At 67.3% G+C, this 19,496-nt stretch carries 20 protein-coding genes; 5 read left to right on the forward strand and 15 right to left on the reverse strand.

Going from position 1 to position 19,496, the window contains the following annotated elements:
• Positions 1 to 12: 12 nt before the first annotated feature.
• From AB0L82_RS38445 to AB0L82_RS38485, 9 genes are read right to left on the reverse strand one after another with little or no spacing between them, the layout of a single operon-like run.
• The gene (locus AB0L82_RS38445; protein ID WP_364648469.1) at positions 13 to 756 is read right to left on the reverse strand and encodes an arylmalonate decarboxylase; all 744 of its coding nucleotides are present in this window, start codon (positions 754 to 756) and stop codon (positions 13 to 15) included.
• A complete protein-coding gene (locus AB0L82_RS38450) occupies positions 753 to 1,397 on the reverse strand; it encodes a hypothetical protein (RefSeq protein WP_364648472.1) in 645 nt (214 codons plus the stop codon). The genes AB0L82_RS38445 and AB0L82_RS38450 overlap by 4 nt, the downstream gene beginning before the upstream one ends.
• Positions 1,394 to 2,164, reverse strand: coding sequence for an SDR family oxidoreductase (locus AB0L82_RS38455; protein ID WP_364648475.1), 771 nt, complete (start codon positions 2,162 to 2,164; stop codon positions 1,394 to 1,396). The genes AB0L82_RS38450 and AB0L82_RS38455 overlap by 4 nt, the downstream gene beginning before the upstream one ends.
• Complete coding sequence (locus AB0L82_RS38460) at positions 2,161 to 3,084, reverse strand: hypothetical protein (protein ID WP_364648478.1); 924 nt, start codon at positions 3,082 to 3,084, stop codon at positions 2,161 to 2,163. Before AB0L82_RS38460 ends, AB0L82_RS38455 begins: the two co-directional genes overlap by 4 nt.
• Entirely contained in the window at positions 3,081 to 3,770 is a 690-nt protein-coding gene (locus AB0L82_RS38465; protein ID WP_364648481.1) for a hypothetical protein, read from the reverse strand. Before AB0L82_RS38465 ends, AB0L82_RS38460 begins: the two co-directional genes overlap by 4 nt.
• On the reverse strand, positions 3,767 to 4,888 hold the full coding sequence (locus tag AB0L82_RS38470) for an aromatic ring-hydroxylating dioxygenase subunit alpha (protein ID WP_364648484.1): 1,122 nt from the start codon (positions 4,886 to 4,888) through the stop codon (positions 3,767 to 3,769). The genes AB0L82_RS38465 and AB0L82_RS38470 overlap by 4 nt, the downstream gene beginning before the upstream one ends.
• 10 nt (positions 4,889 to 4,898) lie before the next feature.
• Positions 4,899 to 5,837 (reverse strand): dienelactone hydrolase family protein, encoded by a 939-nt coding sequence (locus AB0L82_RS38475; RefSeq protein ID WP_364648487.1) that lies wholly within the window; start codon positions 5,835 to 5,837, stop codon positions 4,899 to 4,901.
• Positions 5,834 to 6,643 carry an oxidoreductase gene (locus tag AB0L82_RS38480; protein WP_364648490.1) on the reverse strand — a complete coding sequence of 270 codons (810 nt, stop codon included), beginning with the start codon at positions 6,641 to 6,643 and terminating at the stop codon, positions 5,834 to 5,836. The genes AB0L82_RS38475 and AB0L82_RS38480 overlap by 4 nt, the downstream gene beginning before the upstream one ends.
• 36 nt (positions 6,644 to 6,679) lie before the next feature.
• The gene (locus AB0L82_RS38485) at positions 6,680 to 8,290 is read right to left on the reverse strand and encodes a nitrilase-related carbon-nitrogen hydrolase (protein ID WP_364648494.1); all 1,611 of its coding nucleotides are present in this window, start codon (positions 8,288 to 8,290) and stop codon (positions 6,680 to 6,682) included.
• 257 nt (positions 8,291 to 8,547) lie between these two features.
• On the opposite strand from AB0L82_RS38485, the gene AB0L82_RS38490 reads away from it, so the two are divergent.
• Genes AB0L82_RS38490 through AB0L82_RS38500 form a run of 3 tightly spaced genes read left to right on the forward strand, consistent with a single transcriptional unit; the run spans position 8,548 to position 10,864 of the window.
• The gene (locus AB0L82_RS38490) at positions 8,548 to 9,678 is read left to right on the forward strand and encodes a hypothetical protein (protein ID WP_364648497.1); all 1,131 of its coding nucleotides are present in this window, start codon (positions 8,548 to 8,550) and stop codon (positions 9,676 to 9,678) included.
• Positions 9,675 to 10,259, forward strand: coding sequence for a neocarzinostatin apoprotein domain-containing protein (locus tag AB0L82_RS38495; protein ID WP_364648500.1), 585 nt, complete (start codon positions 9,675 to 9,677; stop codon positions 10,257 to 10,259). Before AB0L82_RS38490 ends, AB0L82_RS38495 begins: the two co-directional genes overlap by 4 nt.
• Positions 10,260 to 10,276: 17 nt before the next feature.
• Positions 10,277 to 10,864, forward strand: a complete 588-nt coding sequence (locus AB0L82_RS38500) for a neocarzinostatin apoprotein domain-containing protein (protein WP_364648504.1) — start codon at positions 10,277 to 10,279, stop codon at positions 10,862 to 10,864.
• Positions 10,865 to 11,006: 142 nt separating this feature from the next.
• On the opposite strand, the gene AB0L82_RS38505 is transcribed toward AB0L82_RS38500, so the two are convergent.
• From AB0L82_RS38505 to AB0L82_RS38525, 5 genes are all read right to left on the reverse strand, one after another.
• Positions 11,007 to 12,422 carry an aldehyde dehydrogenase family protein gene (locus AB0L82_RS38505; RefSeq protein WP_364648507.1) on the reverse strand — a complete coding sequence of 472 codons (1,416 nt, stop codon included), beginning with the start codon at positions 12,420 to 12,422 and terminating at the stop codon, positions 11,007 to 11,009.
• 64 nt (positions 12,423 to 12,486) lie between these two features.
• Positions 12,487 to 13,629: an FAD-dependent oxidoreductase gene (locus AB0L82_RS38510; protein WP_364648510.1), complete on the reverse strand. Its 1,143-nt coding sequence runs from the start codon at positions 13,627 to 13,629 to the stop codon at positions 12,487 to 12,489.
• Positions 13,626 to 15,014 (reverse strand): aldehyde dehydrogenase, encoded by a 1,389-nt coding sequence (locus AB0L82_RS38515; RefSeq protein ID WP_364648513.1) that lies wholly within the window; start codon positions 15,012 to 15,014, stop codon positions 13,626 to 13,628. Before AB0L82_RS38515 ends, AB0L82_RS38510 begins: the two co-directional genes overlap by 4 nt.
• On the reverse strand, positions 15,011 to 16,285 hold the full coding sequence (locus AB0L82_RS38520) for an acyl-CoA dehydrogenase family protein (protein ID WP_364648516.1): 1,275 nt from the start codon (positions 16,283 to 16,285) through the stop codon (positions 15,011 to 15,013). Before AB0L82_RS38520 ends, AB0L82_RS38515 begins: the two co-directional genes overlap by 4 nt.
• On the reverse strand, positions 16,282 to 16,764 hold the full coding sequence (locus tag AB0L82_RS38525) for a flavin reductase family protein (RefSeq protein ID WP_364648519.1): 483 nt from the start codon (positions 16,762 to 16,764) through the stop codon (positions 16,282 to 16,284). Before AB0L82_RS38525 ends, AB0L82_RS38520 begins: the two co-directional genes overlap by 4 nt.
• Before the next feature lie 165 nt (positions 16,765 to 16,929).
• Between AB0L82_RS38525 and AB0L82_RS38530 the strand changes: the two genes are divergently transcribed.
• Positions 16,930 to 17,715, forward strand: a complete 786-nt coding sequence (locus AB0L82_RS38530; protein ID WP_364648522.1) for an IclR family transcriptional regulator — start codon at positions 16,930 to 16,932, stop codon at positions 17,713 to 17,715.
• A gap of 16 nt (positions 17,716 to 17,731) precedes the next feature.
• Here AB0L82_RS38530 and AB0L82_RS38535 read toward each other — a convergent pair whose 3' ends face one another.
• Positions 17,732 to 18,445: a hypothetical protein gene (locus AB0L82_RS38535; RefSeq protein ID WP_364648525.1), complete on the reverse strand. Its 714-nt coding sequence runs from the start codon at positions 18,443 to 18,445 to the stop codon at positions 17,732 to 17,734.
• A 100-nt stretch (positions 18,446 to 18,545) separates the two neighbouring features.
• On the opposite strand from AB0L82_RS38535, the gene AB0L82_RS38540 reads away from it, so the two are divergent.
• Positions 18,546 to 19,439 (forward strand): hypothetical protein, encoded by an 894-nt coding sequence (locus AB0L82_RS38540; protein ID WP_364648528.1) that lies wholly within the window; start codon positions 18,546 to 18,548, stop codon positions 19,437 to 19,439.
• Positions 19,440 to 19,496 lie beyond the last annotated feature (57 nt).

Consider the following 19,496-nt stretch of genomic DNA (forward strand, 5'->3'; position numbering starts at 1 on the left):
CTCGGGCTGCGCTCAATGGTCGCGCAGGAGCGCACCCGCGTTCTCGAGGCGGTCGTTGATGTTGTTGTCGCGCAAGGCCATCCACCAGGTGGCGGCGTTGATGGCGATGACCGGTTTGCCGAGCCAGCGTTCGGCCTCGTCGGCCAGGCTGACCATCGACAGGTTGGTGCCGCACTGGATGAGGGCGTCGATGGAGTCGGAATCGACTTCCAGCAGGGCGGTACGCAACTCGTGCTCGGTGACGTGGGCTATGGAAACGGCTGTGGGGCAGCGTAATCCTTTGATGGCCGCTACTTCGAAGCCGAGTTCACCGAAGAAGCGGATGACGTTTTCGTCGCCGATGGGTTGATAGGGGGTCACGACGCCGATTCGTTTGGCGCCGAACAGTTCCAGGGCTCGGCGGCAGGCTTCGGCGCCGGTGGCCACCTCGAGGCCGGTGACGTCGTGGATCTGTTTCACGAATTGGCGGTTGCCTTCGATTCCGCCCCAGAAGGTTTCGGCGGACATGCCCATGACCATGTAATCGGGTTCGCAGGTCAGGACGCGTTCGCAGGCGGATACGATCTCGGTGCGGATCTGTTCCAGCAGGCGATCCATGCCGGCGTCATCGCTCATGTTCTGGTCTCGGATGTGGATGCGGGCGAAATGCGAGGTCACGCCGGGCACGGTCATGCGGTAGAAGTCGGGTTCGACGATGGTGTTGGTGGAGGGGGCTATGACGCCGAATTTGCGTCTCCACCCCAGGGCGTCGGTCAATGGATCATCTCCTGGTCTTTCGGTGCGGCGTGCGTGGCCGAGAGTCGCCAGGCGGCGGCCAGGAACGCCACTTGCGCGGCGGTATTGCAGAGCTGTTCGATCCACTGCAACGCCACCGTCTGATCGGGGCGTGAGGCGAGCGGACCGAGGAGGAAGAACACCAGTAGCTGGATGCCGAGCAGGGCGGCCGAGACCGTATCGCCGCGCGCACGGGCCAGGCCGATCAGGTGAATGCTGGCGATGGTGGCGAAGACCGTGGTGCTTACCAGCATGGGCAGGGCGTCGCGCGCCAGGATCGCTCCGAGCGCGCACGCGGCGATCAGGCTCGGGACCAGAATCGCCAGCCAGCGCGGAACCCGGCCCGACCCGTCCCGCAGCAATGCCACTGTCAACAGGCCGAATCCGAGCGTCAGGAAGGGGAAGAGCATGCCGCGCAACCAGATCAGGTCCGGCCCCCCGGCCGCCGCTATGAGTTTCGCTGTGGCCTTGGCGATTCCGCCGATCCCGAGCAAGGCCGCCGCAAGGCGGACCGCGGGGCCGCTCGGTGCTATCCGATGCAGCAGCAGCACGCCGAACGCGGTGCACAGGACCGGTACGTAGTCCTCGATCGCCAGGGAGATCGGATAGTCCACCGTGCTCATGTGTCGAACAGTTCGCGTCGGCGAATCGGAGCCAGGGCGAACCGGCCGATCACCTTCGAGGTGGTCAGCCAGCGCACGTGAGCGCCGTTGCGGGTCTGCGTGACCGCTTGCTCGGCCAGCCAGGGCGCGACGGTGTCGACCGTATCGGCGAGGATATTGAAAACCTTGCGCGCCTTCGCCAATTCGGCCGGATCGTCGTACCCGTGGGTGAGTAGATCGGTGACGACCATGCCGGGGCTGAGCAGTCCGACCGAGACGCCCGGAGGAGTTTCCGCCGCGAGGGCTTTGGTCAGATAGGTAACCGCGCGTTTGGTCGCACCGTAGGCGGTCAGACCGGGGACGGTGCGCCCGTCGCTGCCGAGCCCTTCCATATTCCAGACGTGACCCCCGCCCGCGGCCGCCATACCGTTCATCGCCACCGCCGAACCGTGCAGCACGCCGAGCAGATTGGTGTCGACCACCGCGCGTGCTGTCTCGACCGGCAACTGCCACAGCGGTTTTCGCTCGTGCGAGATTCCGGCGTTGTTCACCCACACCTCGACTCGACCGAACTCGCAGACCGCCGCGTCCCAGAACTGTTGCAGCTGTTCATGATCGGTGACATCGGCGACGGTCGCGAGCACATCGCCGCCGAGTTCCGCCCGGACCTTGTCCACCCGTTCGGGGTCGACGCCGCACAGTGCCACCCGATGCCCGTTGCGCAGCAGTGCCCGCGCCATGCCCAGCCCGATACCGCGGGTGCCGCCGGTGATCGCGACGGTACTCATGAGCGCTCCAGTACACCGTGCAGGATCGCGGTCAGGATGTTGTGCTCGAACACCTGGTACACCACCGCGAGCGTGTTGCCCGAACCCATTCCGGGCTCGGCGTCGATCATGAATTCTCGTCCGCTCACACGGCGTCCGTCGGAGGTGTACCAGCGCACGAAATTGGCGCGGCCGTACGAGTTTCCATTGCCCCAGAGGTCGGGGCCTTCGTGGAACGAGCGCACGCCGTCCCTGCGCACGGTGGCGCGCCAGTTCGCGTGCATTGCGCCCGAGATGATCACCCGATGTTCGGCCGCGAGTAGGTTGGTCGGCTCGATCTCGAGTGCCATGCGTGCCGTGCCGAGGGGCCGTTGCGCCGCGCTCCAGAGCTCGAGCTCACCCGCGTAGCGGCTCTTATCCTTCGTAGGAACGGTGAACACGACCGGACCGCAGCGGGTCTCGGACTCCAGGCGCTGATCGGTCAGATTCGGATCGCGGGTGTAGACGCCATTGAATACCCCCACCATCGCCGGACCCTGATACAGCACCGACGAATACACCTGGGTGTCGCCGAGCGTGTGATTCCAGGTGTTGAGCGATACCTGCCAACCCGGCCCGTAGTAGTTCGCGTCCACGAATCCGCCGTAGGGCTGCCCGGATCCGAAGAAATCGGGTCCGGTGTAGAGGCGATCCTGGTCCGAGTCCCGCACCCCGAACGCGAACGGTGCGCCGAGGGCGAATCTGCCCGCCAGCTCACCGCCGCCGGTGAGGCCGCCGTCCATGTAATAGGTGGTGTTCCCGTTCTCGAAGACCGAGGAGCGTCGAATATCCTCGAACCCGCGCCAGCTGCCCTGCGCGTCGAAAAGCGAAGGGCGGCCTAACCATTCGCCCTCAATTCGTTTCTGGAACTCGCTGGGCGACAGAGTGGCCGACTCGTTCATGAGACGAGCTCCCCGCGCACCCGCTCGGCCTGTTCCTCGCCGAGCAGGGCACTCACTCGCGCCCACACCGGATCGACCTCGGGACTGAACAGATTGGCGCGATTCGCCAGATCTCGGGCCGCGAGGTCCGCGTCCACTTCGGGAACTCCCTTGTGCACCAAGCTGAGCCAATGATCCAGGTAGCGTTCCACGGTGCCGTCCAGAGCTCGGAACGCGTCCTCGGACGCGCGGCACACCACCATCCACGGCGACATCATGGCCCGCTGCCGGGGGCCGATGGCGGCCTGGGACATCCCGTCGATATCCCAGGCCTGGTCCAGCAGCGGACTCAATGGTGCGAAAACCTCATCGAGATACTCCAGGTTGACCGCCAGATCGACCCGCGGGATCAAATCCAGGTGCATGGCGAAGTATTCGCCGCCGTGCACTGAGTCGAGGGTGAAATGCGGTACCGCACTGTCGCTTTGGGTGAAGGCGAAAATCATGTGGCTGTCCAGTCCGAGCTGCGGTACCACCAGATCGACCGTCACCACCTTGTCGATCGGTCCGCCGCGCAGCACACGCAGCCGTCCGACGGGTTCGGGCGAGATGGGACTGGTCAGCGCCAGATCCTCGCTCTCGCGCAGCTCGAAAGAGGAGATCAGGGTATCCAGGGTGCGCTCGCTGAGCGCGGCGGGCAGACTCATTGCGGATTACCTCCGGTGCGGGCCTTGTGCACCCAGGCACTGGCCAGTTCGGGATTGTCGCGACGGGCGGGCGAGGCGATCACCGTCGCGGTGCGGCGCGGGGAGTCGCCGGTGATGATGTCGTCACCGCCGACCCACCACCCCTGTTTGATCAGCTCCAGCCGCCGGCGCCGGTAGGCGACCTGGAGACTGTCGCTGCGCACATGCAGCTCATCGGACAGGTCGAACGGCAGCAGCTCCGGGCGCTGCGATTCCACCACGGGCCGATCCTGGAGCAGGATCTTCTCGATTCGTTTGCGCGCGTTGGCATCGGCCCACGCGCCGGTGAAGAAATTGCGATAGCCCAGGATCTTGATGAGCGTGCGGTCCTGCGACAGCGGGATATTGAAGTCGTAGAGCAGCAGATCCCCGATCGGCAGCCGCACATGCAGTTTCACGATGTTCGGCAGATACCAGGCATTGGTGACGGTGACGTACTCCGCGCGCTCGCGCCGCCGGGCCAGCAGCCCCCATAAACCCTTGGGCAGCGGCGGACTCAGCTGGATATCTGCCTCGGCTGACCAATCCGTCTGCTGGATACGGAAATCCGGGATCTGCGGCTTATCCGGATTCCCGAATGAGGTGCCGTGCACGAACGGGGTGTGCGCCGCGTCGACGACATTCTCGAAGGCTCGTTCGTAGTTGGCGTCGATCTCCATCTCGAACTGGACCATGCGGAAGGCGGGATCCGCATGCTCGGGTATGACCGGGATGGGGGGCCGCTCGTCCTCGGGCAGATCGCCCAGGAAGGCCCACACCATCCCATACCGTTCGGTGGTGGGGTAGGCGTCAACCCGGGCCTTGCGCGGAATCTTGCGTTCCTCGGCATTGGCCGGGATCTTCACGCACACGCCGTCGGAGTCGTACTGCCATCCGTGGTACGGGCAGGCGATGCAATCCCCGGTCACGGTGCCCATCGACAGCGCACCGCCGCGATGTACACACAGATCCGAAAGACACACCGCCGCACCGGATTCGGTGCGATACAGCACGAAATCCTGGCCCAGGCAGGTCACCTTCCGGGGCGTTCTGCTCACCCTGTCCGCGAATTCCAGTGCGTACCAGAAGTTCTTCAGCATCGTCTCGCTCCTATCGCCGCGTAAGGCGCACGTCGTCGCCCAATGCGGCCAGCTCGTGCGCGGCCGCCGCCTCGCCGCGCAGATGTGTCCGCAGGAATGCCGCGGTCAGGCGGGCGAACGGGTCGAGCGCCTCGGTGTCGGCCGGGCCGTCCAGAAACGCGCGCGCCGCGGTGGGATCGGCATCGGCGATACCGAAATGATTGGCCCCCGGTATGACCGCCAGCAGGTGATCGCCCGGCGGCAGGGCCTCGGTGAAGGTGCGCCGCACCGGATCCGGCCGATCCGCGCCGTCTTCGCCGTAGCGGTCGGCGCTGCCCTGGATGACGCCGTCATTGGTCCCCACGCCCAACAGGACCGGGCAGTTCACCTGCGCGGGCAGGACCGTACCCGGGTCCCAGCCCAGCATGGTTGCCACCATGGTGTGCGCGCCCCAGGCGAAAACCGCTGCCACGGACGGGAAGTAGCGTGCGGACTGCAAGACCACGGTGCCGCCGGCGGAGTGTCCGCCCAGTGCGATCCGGTCCAGGTCGAGAGCTCCGCGCAGCGGGGGCAGATCGTTCAGTTCGGCCAATGCGCCCAGGATCTCGCCGATGGCCGGACAGGTGGGCCGGGTGCCGTAGGCGTCGGGCCGGGCGGCGTCCAGGTCCACGCCGGGGGTCAATCCCATCTGGCCGCCGAACAATTCGGCGACGCGATCCATGGTGACCACCACGAATCCGCTCTCGGCGACGGCGGTGGCGAACCGCCGATAGGAGTCCTGACCGACATTGACCCCGGACAGGAACACCACCACCGGATACGGGGCGGCGGCCGGATCCGGTCCGAAGACGCCGGTGAGCCGTTCGGCGTCATCGCCCGAGGCGATGGCCGGGTAGTAGACCTTGAGATGCGCGGTATCGAACGGGGCTTTGCCATCGGTCCGTACGGACCACCAGAGTGAACGAATCATGCTGTGGGCCTCGGTAGTTCGCGATCCCCGCCCCAGAGTGCGCGCACCAGTCGCCGGGTCAGATCCGGGCCGAACATGCGCTCGCCCATCACATTGGCCGGATCGCGCTCGGCGATATTGCGCCGCACGGTCAGATCCCGCTCCGCCAGCGCCGCCCGTTCGTCGGCGGGCACGGATTCGGCCTCGTCGACCCATCCCAGCCACTGTTCGACCCGCGCGGTCAGCAGATCGCGCACCAGATCGAGGTTGGGCCGGGTGGGCGGGAAGGAGTAGCAGTAGGCGGTGGGGGAGAGGCTGGCGCGAATGAACCCGGTCCGGCTGGTGAACCAGGTGAAGTCCGGATGCTCCTGCTTGAAGGCCAGCCACGGCGCGTCCGCGTCCGCGTAGTAGCGGTCGAAATAGGCACCGTCCCCGACCAGATCGCCGCGCGGAATGGCATCGACGTAGAACCAGCCCTCGGGCCACAGCAGCAGCGCCGAACCCAGGTGTGGTACCCGCACCTGCGGCCCGAGCCAGGCGGTGAGATGCAGGTTGACGAAACCCGTGCGCGGATCGCCGATCCACGAATGCACCAGCCAGTCGATCTCGGGACCGGAATAGGCCGCGAGGCTGCCCGCGGGACCGGTCGCCGCGTCACCGTAGGACTCCAGCGATTCGGTGGACGGATCGCGGGTCAGGGTGAAGCGCTCGGCGAGACGGGATTTGAGATCGGTGGTGAGGTCGCGCCACTCCCGGAAGGTTTCGGTCACATCGACCCGGGGAGTCTCATCGACCATTTGCTCGACGTGCCGCAGGGTTTCACTCATGGCTGCTCCGATGGTGTTCTCATATGGCTGCTTTCGTCAGTGCGTGCGGGAGGTCAGGGTGTCCAGCGGCCGGAGCGGGCGGCCCGCGACCAGATCGGTGCCCCGGGAGACGGTGCGATTCACGGCCTGCGCCGGTCGAACGGTGGCTCGGACCGCGAGCGCGCCGGGCGGTAGGGTCGTCACCTCGGGGTGGCTGATGACGCCGGTGAACGGGCCGCTCCAGGCGGTCCACAGCGTGAAATCCGGACTCAGTGCATAGATTTCGCCGGTCAGTCCGGACGGTGCGGATCCGGCGGCCACGATATTGAGCCGATTCTCCGCGGCGCGCTCGGGCAGGCCCAGGCGCAGTTCCCAGGATTCGGCCGGTGTGAACGGTACGGCGACCACATCGACGTCGGCGACGGCCGCCAGGCGGAAGGTTTCCGGGAAGATCGAGTCGTCACCGACCACCAGGGCTACTCGGCCCCAGGGTAATTCGAAGACGGTGAGTTCATCGCCCAGCAGTGTCAACCACGGGTGCCGAGCGGTGTGATGCAGCTGCCGCTGGCGTCCGACGATGCCCGAGGCGTGAAGTAACAGACCTTCGTGCGCCGCGCCATCGCGCACCGTCGTGACGACGTAGCCGCTGGTGCCCGTGAGCGCGCGCAGGACCTCGGGAATCGGGATATCGGCCAGTTCCGGCAGCACGATGAGATCGACACCGGCGGTGGCCAATTCGCGAATCTCACGGCCGGACGCGGTGGCAATGGCGGCGGAGATGGCCGGCGCGCCGGGTCCGGCCAGCCGCTCGCGGGGGCCGGTATCGAGCTTTTCATAGAGCTCGGGCCGACGCGCGGCGATGATATCGGTGCCGTCCTCGCGGAATTTGTCATCGGCACTGCTGATATCGATATCGGCGATGACGATCGCCTCCCCCGTTGCCGGAGCCATGGCCACGCAGGTGCCGTCCGGTGCGACGATCTGACTCTCGCCCGCCCCGTGCAATCGGTCCGGCGGTACTCCCAGGCGTTCGGCGATGGCCGGAAGCTGTGCGTCCGGGAGCAGTGGCCCGATCTTGTTGGCGGCGACCACCCACACCCTGTTCTCCGCCGCCCGGACCGGAATGTGCAGGCTCGCTTCGTCCGTGGCGAACGAGTTGAGGCTGTTGAGCAGCAGGTGCGCGCCGCGCAGCGTCAGGGATCGGGTGACCTCGTTGATGACGCCCTCCATGCAGGCGTACATGCCGATCCGGCCCAGCGGCGTATCGATGACGGGTGAGTCATCGACTCCACGATCGAGATGGTCGTTCTCCGCGCCCATCAGGATCTGCTTATCGGACTCACCGAGCAGGTCTCCGTCGGGACCGAAGAGCAGGCTGGTGGCGGTGGTGCGCCCGTCCTCGCGAGCCAGGGTGACACCGATCTTGACATAGATCTCGTGCGCGGCGGCCCGCTCGGCGACGGTGGTGAGAAAGGAATCGCCGGGCGTGCAGGCCATTCGCCGCGCATGAGCCCGATCGTCGTACCAGGATAGGTGATTACAGAACTCCGGCAGGACCACGAGTTCTGCGCCCGCCTCGGCGGCGGTGTCGATCATGCGCAGGCAGGCGTCGAGATTTTCGGCGACGTCGGTCCCGGCGGCGAGCTGTGCGGCCGCGACTCGTGTCATGCGTCGCACCCTTCTACTCGGTGCTGTGTTTCGGACATCGAAACACCGTTTCCAATGATGCTGATTCTGTACCGGCGCCGATGATCTGTCCAGGGGTGGTCCCGGATTTCACGACCCGGTAATTCGGCGCAACCGAATCGTCTTGTTTCCCTCAGGGTTACGCCGTTGCTCGCCTTGACACCCGCCTCCACCACGGGTTCAATATGGCAATTCCGAAACTGCGTTTCCCTCAGAGAAACGGACGCAGGAGGGTAGGTATGGCGACCTGCGGTTCATCCTCGAAAAGTGTTGCGGCGCTGGTACTCGGCAGCGCGCTGGCAGGTCCAGTCGCGGGCGGGCAGCTGGTGTTGCTGGCCAAACCGCTGGGCGGCGTACTCGGCGTCCCGGGCACGGTGGTGGGCTACATAGCGCTCACGGTGCTCACCGTGGGTGGTGCGGCGGCGCTGCTCACCGTGCGGCGGCGCCTGTCGCTTCCGGTAGCCGGTGTGTGCGCGATGGTCACGGGCGCGGGGTTCGCGGTGGCCGGATCGGTATCCGCGCCATGGCTGTTCGTCACGGCCGCGGTCGTCGCCGGGGTGGCGGCGGGGCCGTTGGTCGTGACGGGCCGCGCGGCCGCATTCGAATCGTTCGGTGCGCTGACCGGATGGCAGGTCACGATGACAGCAGGGGTCGCCGTGACGGCGGGCACGGCGTCGCTGTGTTACGAAAGGCCCGGGCTCGGACTCATTCTCGCGGGCGCGGCGCTTATCGTGCTGGGTCTGGGCATCGCTCTTGCGAACCGGAACGCATCGCAGCCCGGTTCGCTGATCGTCGCGCGTGGGGCGCTCTCGCGTCGGTACCTGCTCGGATACGCCGTCGCCGGCTGGATAGTGGGCGGCACCGTACTGCCTTCGCTGTACCTGCTGCTGTTTCGCTGGAACGCGCTCGGAGTCGAACAGACGAATCTGCTCGTGCTCGCGTCGATTCCGGCGCTCGCCGCGCTGGCGCTGCCCGCACCTCGACTCGGCGCCGTTGTCCCGCTGCTGATTCTGGCCGCCGGGGGACCGGTACTGGTGGCCACCGCGCCCGGTCGGGCGACCCTGACCATCGGGATCGGGGTGGCGCTGACCGCCGCCGCCCGCGCCGCGCGGGCGCTGGATATCGCGGTTCGGGCCGAGACTTCCGGTTCGCATCGCGCGGCGTCGCTCACCATGTTGGCGGTGGTCGGCGCTGGTTCGGCGGGACTCGCCATGGTCACCGCACTGGGCGAATTGTTCGGCACCGGTTCGGGTTTGACCGTGCTGGCGTTGCCGGCGCTGGCTCTCGCGCCGCTGTGCGTGCCGCGTGCGCCGGTGCGGGCGTCCCGATCCCCTCTGATCGCCCAGGTCCTCGAAGGAGAAGCCCCGTGATCCGCACCATCGCCCCCTGCCTGGTCATTGTCGCGGCGGCTCTGCCTCTCGGGTTCGCTCCGGGGCACGCCGCCCCCGATGCCGGAGCCGCCATCGAAGTCAGTGCCTTCGCCGATCTGACCGAAGGCCAGCGAATCACCGTGAACGGCAGCGGATTCCGGGCCGGACTCGCCGCCGTGGCGGTCGGGCTGTGCAAGCAGGGCTTCACCAATGGGTTGAAGGATTGCGATCTCGAGGGCGGCGCGACCTTCGTCAATATCTCCGGCGATGGAACATTTCCCACCGTCACCCTCACTGCGCGACCGCGTTTCCACGATATCGATTGCACCCGCAGGCAGTGCGTGATCGCCGCCGCACCGCTGCCCGGCACCGAACCCCAGGCTGTGATCGACGCGAATTCGGCAGAAGTCGCAATAGGTTTCGCCGGATCACCCACTCCCGTCCCCACCTCGGTCCCCAAGGTCGCGGCGGTCCGTGCCGAGTCCGACACCAACGGCCCGTCGACGCTGCTCTGGGGTGCCACCGCCGCGCTAATGCTCATCGTCGCCGTCCTGGCCCTCGCCGACCGGCGACGGCTCTGAACCCTCCTGGAGGAATCATGAAATCCGTTCGAGCCCGAATCGCGCTGGCCGCACTGGGATCCACCGCCGTGATGTTGTGCGCGGGCACCCCGGAGGCCACCGCCGACCCCGCCCTGAAGCTCAGCGTCAACTCGGGTCTCGCCGCAGGACAGGTGATTACGGTATCGCTGGCCGGGCTGCCTGCGAATCTGCCCACCGTGGCGGTGGGACAGTGCAAGCCGACGGTGGTCAGTCCGGCGGACTGCAACCTCGGCGGATCGCTGATGGGCCGTGCCGACGCACAGGGGGAGTGGCAGCCCAACGGCGGCAATCGGTCGATCACATTGGTCGGCGCGGTCGGCGGAACCGATTGCACCGCAACGCCGGGAGCCTGCACCGTCGCGGTGACGAGCCTGACCGACCCCACTCGCATCCTGGCGTCGGTGCCCCTCACCTTCGGCGCCGAGCGGACCCCGGCTCCCACCACATCGGCGGCCGCGGCCGCGGATTCGGACGATGACAGCGGCAATACCGGTGTGGTGGTGGGCATCGCCGCCGCCGTTGTCGTGGTAATCGCCGCGGTGGGGTTCGTAGTGGTGCGTCGGCGCGGCCGGACTTCACACTGACCCGGAGTGATGCGCCGACGGCGTGCGCGGCAACCCTGCCCGGCGCCGTCGGCGCTTCGCCATGTCCGTGGGGCAGATGGCGTGTGGCACAGAGAAGTCCGTCACGATGGCAGGGTCACCCGAGACCACCCCTCGGTCGAGCTCACGGTTGGGGATAGGCGCGCGCGGAGAGGCCGGAACCACCGGCGCGGAAAGCGGCCGGTGCATGCCGCACCGTGGTCTGAACGTATTCGCGGAGACCCTCGTCGGCGTATTCGCGCCCGAAGCCACTCTGTTTGGTGCCGCCGAAGGGGGCTCGCAGTGACATACCGGTCCGGTTGTGCGTGTTGATGAAGGTGAACCCGGCTTCGATTCGCGCGGCGAAGGCGAAGGCGCGGTCCTCATCGGCGGACCATACCGAGGCTCCCAGTCCGAGTTCGCAATCGTTGGCGCGGGCCAGCACCTCGCGTTCGTCGGTGTAGGTCAGCACCGGTACCGCCGGGCCGAACTGCTCGCGCCGGACCAGCCAGGCCGCATCGGGCAGATCCAGGGCCAGGGTGGGCGCGACGTAGTAACCGTCCGTGCCGGAGGGGATTTCAGCCAGTGGCACCAGCCAGCCGCCACGACTCCAGGCATCGGCCAGCAGGTCGGTCATGCGCTGGGTGGCGGCGCGGCTCACGACCGGTCCCATGCTCACCAGCTCGTCCAGCGGGTCTCCCACGATCAGAATCCGATGTGCCGCGGCCAGATACGACTCCAGGAACTCATCCAAGCGGCGCGCGGGCACGTACAGCCGTTTGGCGGCCATGCACACCTGTCCCGCCGTGGCGAACGATGCGAGCACGAGGCGCTCATAATCGGCGGGGGAGAGGGCGAAGTCGTCGAGGAATACCGCCGGATCATTGCCGCCGAGTTCGAGCACCACCGGTGTGAGGGCTTGACCGGCGGCCGCGGCGATACTGCGCCCGGCCTCTTCGCCGCCCGTGAAGGCCACCTTGCGAATCAGCGGATGGGCGATGAGCGCTCGCACCGTATCCGGACCGCCATGGATGACCCGGACGCCGGGCAAGAGCGCGGCCACCTCGGTGACCGCGAGCGGCGCGAGCGGAGAAGGTTTGAGCACCACGGTATTTCCGGCCGCCAGCGCGGGACCGAGCTTGAGCACCGACAGGATGATCGGCGCGTTCCACGGCGTGATCGCCGCGACCACTCCGAACGGTGCGGGGGTGAGCGCCAGTCGCCCGTATGCGTCATCGATCGCCGATGGGCGCAGTGCGGCGGCGGCGTTGTCCCGCACCCAGCGCAGATACGTTGCGGCGAAACCGATCTCACCGCGGCAGTCGGCGATGGGCTTACCGCTCTCCCGGGCCAGCAATGCGGCCAGATCGCTCACGCGGGCATCGAGTGAGTCCGCCGCCGCGCCGAGTGCGGCCAGGCGCTGCTCGATGGGCTGTGCCAGCCGGTCCAGGAACTCCCGGTGAGACTGCCGCACAACGGCTTCCACGGCGTCGGGTGGTGTCATCGGCACCGATCCGACAATCTCGTGGGGATACGCCGGATTCTCCCGATCGATCTTCATGATCATCTCCTGATCGGTGTGGTCGCCGGATTTCCGCCCGGCCTGGTGTCGGCCGGGCGAGATCTCAACGCGGGGCCGCCAGCGAATCGAGCAGACACGCTCTGCGCAGGTAAGCGCGCGCGGCCACCGGATCCGCTGCCAGCGAACGCAATTGGTCGCGATGTGCCGCGTCGTCGCTGCGCAACCGCCGCCAGTTGTCATGGCTGGTGCGCTGCACATGGTCGATGGCGACGGCCCGCCGCAGTGCGGCGGCATCATCGAGCCCGGACTCCGAGCCGCCGGCGAGCACATCGGCCAGGGCGTCACCGAGGCGCACGGCATCGTGGATACCGCTGTTCATTCCCATGCCGCCGAGCGGATTGTTGACATGCGCGGCATCGCCCGCCAGCAGCACCCGGCCGATTCGGAAGGATTCGGTGACCCGCTGATGCACGCGATACAGCGAACCGTGCAGCACCCGCCACGGCCTGCCCAGGTCCGCGACCGCGGCCAAACGTGCCGGGAGCCGATCCATTTCGAGGTCGTCCGCGGTATCGGCGGGTGTGGGCAGCAGCACCCGCCAGTGCTGCGGGGTGCGCAACAGCACCAGCCATTCGTGCGGATCGAAGACGTAATTGATCGGTGCGATGCCGGGCAGCGCTGTCGCGAGATCCTCATCGACCGAGGCGACCAGGAACCGTTCGGGGTAGGTACTGCCGTCGAATCCGGCATGTACGCCGTTGCGCACGATCGAATGCGCACCGTCCGCGCCGATCACCCAATCCGCGCGCACCGGCCCGTGCGAGGTGTGCAGAATGACCCCGTCCGGTCCGGCGTGCAGGCCGTGCACCTCGTGGCCGAAGCGCACCCGGGCGTGATCGGGCAAGGCATCCAACAGGATTGGAGTCAGCTTGCTCTGTTCACATTGCACACGAAACGGATAGGGGGTATCGCGCGCTAGCACGCCGAGGTCGAGCGTGGCGATCTCCCCGCCGCCGCGTTCTCGATACTGGAATGTCGTGGCGATGATGCCTCGGGCGAGTAGTGGTTTCAGCACTCCGAGGGTTTCGAGCATTTCGAGTGTCGGCGGATGGAAGGTGGAAGCGCGCGATTCGGTGGCGAGCTCCTCGCCACGCTCCAGCACCGTCACCGCGATACCGCGCCGGGCCAGGGTCAGCGCGGCGGTGAGTCCCACCGGCCCCGCGCCGACCACGACCACGGTGCTCATGAGGTATGCAGGGCGAAGCGGCCCTCCACGCCCACGACGCGCGCGCCGGTGAAGAATCGCAGCGTCTCGCCGGTGCCCTCCTCACCGAGTCCGGACCAGCCCCAGGCCGGGCGCGGTGTCATCAGGTGCAGGCTCATCACCGAGGAGCCGTTCACCTTGACTTCCCCAGCCCGAATCCGTTGTGCCACAGCCAGCGCCGATTCCTCATCGGTGCCGCAGACGTAGCCTTCCAGGCCGTAGGGCAGCGCGTTGGCCAGGTGAACCGCCTCATCGACGGATTCATAGGTGAGGGTTCCCGCGACCGGGCCGAAGACCTCCTCGGTGAGATCACCCTCCAAGAGTGCGGGCGGAAAATAGTTTCCCTCCGGCGGCGGCGTGCCAAAGGTCTGGAATTCGCGGCCGGACAACGCGTCTCGTAGGGTTCGCAGATGCCGCGAGTGCACCAGCGGGCCGAACTCGGTCCCGGGATCCAGCGGCGGACCGAATCGCAAGTCCCCGAGCCGTTTTCCGATGGCGTCGAGCAATTCACCGGCGCGGTCGGAGGGCAGAATCAAACGCCCGAGCGCCCGGCACCACTGCCCGTTGAGGGTGGTGAGCAGTTCCGCCGCGATGCGCGCCGCGGTCTCGGCATCGGCATCGGGCAGCACGATCAGCGGATTGTTGCCGCCCAATTCCAACTGGCACGGCCGCAAGAGCGGAGCCGAGGCGGTCGCGACCGAACGCCCGCCCGCCAATCCGCCGGTGAAGGACACCGCTTTGACGCGCGGATCGGCCACCAGCTGTGCTCCGGTCTGGGCCCCACCCTGCACCAGCTGGAACATCCCGGCCGGGACGTGTTCGGCGATCGCCTGCGCCAGCGGAATCGCACTGTACGGGGCGAGCTCGCTGACCTTCAGCAGCACCGGACAGCCCGCCGCGAGCGCGTTGGCCACCTTATGGGCGGCCATGGGGGCCGGGGCATTCCACGGCACCAGGCACAGCGCCGGTCCGAGCGGCAGCCGGCGCACGCGGATGCCTTCGCGGTCCTCGCGCAGTATTCCGGCGCGCACCTGTGCGGCGGCCAGCCGGAACGCCCCGGCGACGATGACGCCGAACAACTCGGTCTGCCGGATCGGTACACCTGTTGCGCGCGAATCCCATTCGGCAATGTACGCCAGCCGTGGTTCGAGATCGTCCGCGATGGCATCGAGGACTTCGGGGGTGATGATCCCGGTCGCGCCGTCCGCGACAGCGAGGGCGCGGTCGACCCGTTCCGGTGTACTGGCCAGCGCTCGGGCCACCGGGGTACCGGTTGCCGGATCTTCCAGTGCCACATCGAGATCCACGCCGGGGGTCGCCCACTCGCCATCGATGAATTCCACGATCGGGGGCAGCTCGCCGGTCATCGCGCGGCCTCGACGGGTGCGGTGGTGAACAGTTCGTTCGCGGTCGCGTCGGTCACTATGCGCGCCACCTCGAGCATGCCGCGCTCGGCGGGAAAGGTCATGACCAGACCCATGGCGAGATCACGCAGGGCCCGGCCCGTCACCCCACTCATCGAAGCGGCCGAGGTGCCACCGGCTTTGAGCGCGCCCAGCGCCACCGCGAAACACGCCTCGGTGACCGCGCCCTTGCCGAGCCGCCACTGCGTGAACACCTCCTGCTTGGGTTTGATCGGCGGCTCCACCGTCTCGATGCCCAGCTGATAGCGCAGCCACAGGTAGGCCGACTGCAATTGCCGGGTCATCTCGCCGATGAGCACCTGGTGCACCGGCGACGAGGCGATCGGTTCGCCGGTGTCGGCGAAGGTCTTCCGGGTCGTCGCGGCCAGCGTCTCGTCGTACACCCGCTGCGCGCAGCCGGTGTACACCGCCGCGATGGCGAGCTGATTGCCCACGAAACTGCCCCGGCTCATGGTGAGCATCTTGGGAAATGCGCCGGGTATCGCCAGCGCTTCGTCGTCGGCGATGAACACCTCGTCCAGGCGGATGCCATTGTTGGCCGTTGCCCGCATCCCGAGCCCGTCCCACGGCGCGCGCACGCTCACCCCGGGCGCTGCGCGCGGGACGAAGAAGGTCGCCAGCCCCTCGGCGGTGTCGTAGCCCTCGAGTTTGGCCGAGGTCAGGTAGTAGTCCGCGACGCCGGTGGCGCACCCGAAGGACTTCTCGCCCCGTAGGATCCAGCCGCCGTCGACCTTGCGCGCGGTGGTGGCGATGGTGATATTGGCCTTGGCGGTCTTGACCGATTCAGAGGCGAAATTCGCCAGCCATACGCCCTCGGCCATGCGGGTCAGCACCTTCTCGGCGAAGGCGCGCACCACCGGAATCTCGTCGTCGGCGAACAATCCGGCGTCGATCGCCTCCAGCGGGAGCAGGCCCCGCGAGGCGCTGGTGTTGTGGAAGAAATACGCCAGTGCCGTGGACGGGCAGGCGGTGCCCATGGCGTAGGTGGCCGCGGCCAGATCGCGCAGGGTGCCTCCGAGACCGCCGAATTTCTCCGGCACCACCAGGCCGAGCAGACCCGCCTCGCGCAGGAGCGCGATATGCGTGGCGGGGAAGGTGGCGGTGCGGTCGGCCTCCTCGGCGGCGGCGCGCAGGGCGGGCAGGACCTCGTCCACCCGTTGTGCGCGTGCGCGTTCGGCGTCGGTCATATCTTCGACGAGTCGTTCGCCGATCATCGAGCTATCCCCTCGTAGTAGGTGCGATCGTGGTAGATCAGTGGCGGCGCGGGTCTGGGGGTGGCCGCGTCCTGGACCAGGCCCAGCACGATGGTGTGATCACCGGCCGGATGACAGGCCGCGACGACGCAGTCCACCCAGGCCACCGCATCGGTGAGCACGGCCGCGCCGGTGCTCGCGGTATCCCAGCGTCCGGTGGCGAACCGATCGCCCCGGGCGGTGGAGGTGGCGAAGCGGCGGCCGATGTCCTCATGGTCGTGGCCCAGCACATTGACCGCGAAAACCCCGCTGTGCCGGAGGAATCGGCAGGTGCTGCTCGCGGTGGCCAGACATACCGAGACGAGCGGTGGATCCAGGGCCACACTGGTGAAGGAGCTGGCGGTCATACCGTGTCGGCCGCCGCCGTCGCGCACCGTGGTGACCACCACGACACCGCTGGCCCACTGCGCCATGACAGCACGGAGATACGTCGTATCCACCCTGCATCTCCGTTTCGATAGAGGAAACGCTGTTACGCACAAGGTAACGCTGCGCGCGGGGCCGCGCAAGTGGGAACGGCGCTGTGACGCAGCGATTTCGGCGAATACATCAGGATTTCGACGGGCTGTTTCCCATAGGGAAATTCGGTGCCCTAAGCTGAGGGCGTGTCGGACACCGAGGCCGAGAACCAGAGTCGTTCCATCGCCGCCGTCGAACGGGCCATGGACGTGTTGTTGCTGTTCGGCCGCACCGGTCGTCCCGATCTCGGGGTCACCGAGATCGCCAATGAACTCGGCCTGACCAAGGCCGCGGTGCACCGCATCCTCACCGCGCTGCGCAACCGCGAACTCATCACCCTGGAACCGACTTCGCGCCGCTACGCACTGGGCCACGCGGCCATTGCGCTGGGGCGCGCCTATCTGGCCCGCACCGATCTGCGCGTGATGGCGGCCCCCGAACTGCGCCGCCTGGCCCCGCTCACCGGTGAGACCGCGACGCTGTCCATTCGACGCGGCGATACCCGCATGTACGTGGATCAGGTTGTGCCGGACCAGGAATTGCGTATGGAGGTCGCGCTCGGAGTGCCGTATCCGCTGCACGCCGGGAGCTCGTCCAAGGTGATTCTGGCGAATCTGCGCAAGCAGGAGATCGACGAGTACCTGGACCGGCACGAGCTGACCCCGTTCACCGATGCCACCATCACCACCCCGCGCAAACTGCGCACCGAATTGGCCGAGGTGCGCAAGCGCGGATACGCGATCTCGCTGGGGGAAAGGCAGATCGGCGCGGCGTCGATCGCCGCGCCCGTGCTCGATCATGACGGCGGCGTGGTGGCGGCGATCAGCATTTGCGGCCCGCTCTCGCGGTTCGAGCCGAAGATGAAGGAGTACGTGCCGCTGCTGCAGAAGGCCGCGGCCGCGCTCTCGGCCCAATTGGGTTACACCGCTTAGCGTCTCGTGGTTCCGGTTAGCCGCCCAGGTGCGCGCCGGGTTTGAACACGCCCAGCGCCGCCGCGGTGAGTACGCTGCCCCAGATGGCCCAGACATACGGCAGGCAGCCGTCCACGCTGCCGCGCAGGGTTCGCTCGACCTGAGCGGTGGAACCGGTCGACATGAGCGTGCCGAAGGCAGGGCCGAAGGGCCGCAACGTCATTCGAATGCCGAGCCCGGCCGCGATGGCGATGGTGTAAAGCAGGATTTTGCCGCCCAGCCACTTCGGATTCGTGGTGACGCCGAAGGGTTCGCTCGCCAGCAGGGTGTAGATCCCGGCCGCGGCCATCGCGATGATGACCGCGCACCGGATGGCGAGATCGGCGCGGTACACCACAGTGCGGCTGCCGTGGGTGCGGTGCTGAATCACCGTGAGCGCCAACCAGATAGCGGCGAACAACCACACCCCGACCATGAGCCACCACGGGAACAGGTCGATCCCGAACAGTGACGCGCCGTGCGGATCCAATGCCATCAGGGTGATACCGCTGGGCAGGAACAGCACCAGGCAGATCTTGGGACCGAGATCGAGTCCGCTCATGATCGCCAGCGCGGTGGCGCGCGCGGGCGGGGTGAGATCCGGGTTGATCACGAACCTGCTCGAGTAGTAGACGCCCAGATCGCCGCCCAGCCAGAACACGAACAACACCAGGTGCAACAGAATCCACCAGCCGTGTGGATGCGACCCCATGGGCGGGTCTCCGTTCTCTTGGGCGAAACGCTGTTTCGGAGTATGCTCCGCCGATAGTTTCACATCGAAACAGTGTTTCCACAAGCGAAACGGGAGTCCCATGCGCGCCATCTCCGCGGCCGCCCTGTCCCTACTCCTGCTCACCGCCGCACCCGCCAACGCCGACATCGACGGTGTTCGCCATGCAGCGGCGCGCATCTCCACCGACGAGGCCACCATCTGGTACCCGGCGGCACGCCCGGACCATCGACTACCGGTGGCGTTGTTTCTGCCCGGCGCCAATGTCGGCCGCCAGTACTACAGCCAATTCGCTTCCGCCGTAGCCGATTACGGCTTCGTCGTCGTGGTCCCCGAGCGGTATCCGATGTCGATGGTCGACTACCGCCTACCCAGTGAATTCCAACTCACCGATGTGCTCACCTGGGCGCGCTCCCAGGCCTCGGACCCCACGTCCCCGGTCGGCGCGATCATCGACCCCACCACACTGGTTGTCGCCGGACACTCCTACGGCGGCGCCGCGGCGCTGTACGCCGCCGCTGACCGTTGCCAGATCCCCTTCTGCCTCGGTTCGGACTACCACCATCCACCGGAGCTGAAAGCCGTTGTCGGACACGGCACCAACACCACCATCGGCCCGGTGATCGACGCGGTCGCGGTCAGCGATATTCCGGTCATGTTCATCAACGGCACCCTGGACGGGGTCAGCGAGCCCGATGAGGCGCACCAGAGCTTCACCAGACTGACCGGCGCACCGGCGGCCGAATTCGTGAACCTCGTGGGCGCCAATCATTTCGGACTCGCCGATGTCGACAATCCGCCCGGCGCCGCCCCCGATCCGCACCGGGAAACCGCACCGCGCGCACAGACCATCGCCGCCGCTGCCCGCTGGACCGCCATGTGGTTCCTCGCGCAGTTGGGCAGCGAAACCGCGCGCGACTACGTGTATCGGACAGGTCCACGAGAGGATTCGGCTGTCACGGTGGAAACGCGGTGAGGTGGAGCCCTCGGGCTCGACCCTGAGTGGGAGAAACGGTGACGAATCGCTGACAGA

Origin of the sequence: Nocardia sp. NPDC052001 (genome assembly GCF_040680615.1) — a bacterium.
Classification (GTDB): Bacteria; Actinomycetota; Actinomycetes; order Mycobacteriales; family Mycobacteriaceae; genus Nocardia.

Coding starts and splice junctions, on each gene's coding strand:
- AB0L82_RS38450 (WP_364648472.1), bottom strand. CDS start 1,397: ATGAGCACGGTGGACTATCCGATCTCCCTGGCGATCGAGGACTACGTA.
- AB0L82_RS38455 (WP_364648475.1), bottom strand. CDS start 2,164: ATGAGTACCGTCGCGATCACCGGCGGCACCCGCGGTATCGGGCTGGGC.
- AB0L82_RS38460 (WP_364648478.1), bottom strand. CDS start 3,084: ATGAACGAGTCGGCCACTCTGTCGCCCAGCGAGTTCCAGAAACGAATT.
- AB0L82_RS38465 (WP_364648481.1), bottom strand. CDS start 3,770: ATGAGTCTGCCCGCCGCGCTCAGCGAGCGCACCCTGGATACCCTGATC.
- AB0L82_RS38470 (WP_364648484.1), bottom strand. CDS start 4,888: ATGCTGAAGAACTTCTGGTACGCACTGGAATTCGCGGACAGGGTGAGC.
- AB0L82_RS38475 (WP_364648487.1), bottom strand. CDS start 5,837: ATGATTCGTTCACTCTGGTGGTCCGTACGGACCGATGGCAAAGCCCCG.
- AB0L82_RS38480 (WP_364648490.1), bottom strand. CDS start 6,643: ATGAGTGAAACCCTGCGGCACGTCGAGCAAATGGTCGATGAGACTCCC.
- AB0L82_RS38485 (WP_364648494.1), bottom strand. CDS start 8,290: ATGACACGAGTCGCGGCCGCACAGCTCGCCGCCGGGACCGACGTCGCC.
- AB0L82_RS38490 (WP_364648497.1), top strand. CDS start 8,548: ATGGCGACCTGCGGTTCATCCTCGAAAAGTGTTGCGGCGCTGGTACTC.
- AB0L82_RS38500 (WP_364648504.1), top strand. CDS start 10,277: ATGAAATCCGTTCGAGCCCGAATCGCGCTGGCCGCACTGGGATCCACC.
- AB0L82_RS38505 (WP_364648507.1), bottom strand. CDS start 12,422: ATGAAGATCGATCGGGAGAATCCGGCGTATCCCCACGAGATTGTCGGA.
- AB0L82_RS38510 (WP_364648510.1), bottom strand. CDS start 13,629: ATGAGCACCGTGGTCGTGGTCGGCGCGGGGCCGGTGGGACTCACCGCC.
- AB0L82_RS38515 (WP_364648513.1), bottom strand. CDS start 15,014: ATGACCGGCGAGCTGCCCCCGATCGTGGAATTCATCGATGGCGAGTGG.
- AB0L82_RS38520 (WP_364648516.1), bottom strand. CDS start 16,285: ATGATCGGCGAACGACTCGTCGAAGATATGACCGACGCCGAACGCGCA.
- AB0L82_RS38535 (WP_364648525.1), bottom strand. CDS start 18,445: ATGGGGTCGCATCCACACGGCTGGTGGATTCTGTTGCACCTGGTGTTG.
- AB0L82_RS38540 (WP_364648528.1), top strand. CDS start 18,546: ATGCGCGCCATCTCCGCGGCCGCCCTGTCCCTACTCCTGCTCACCGCC.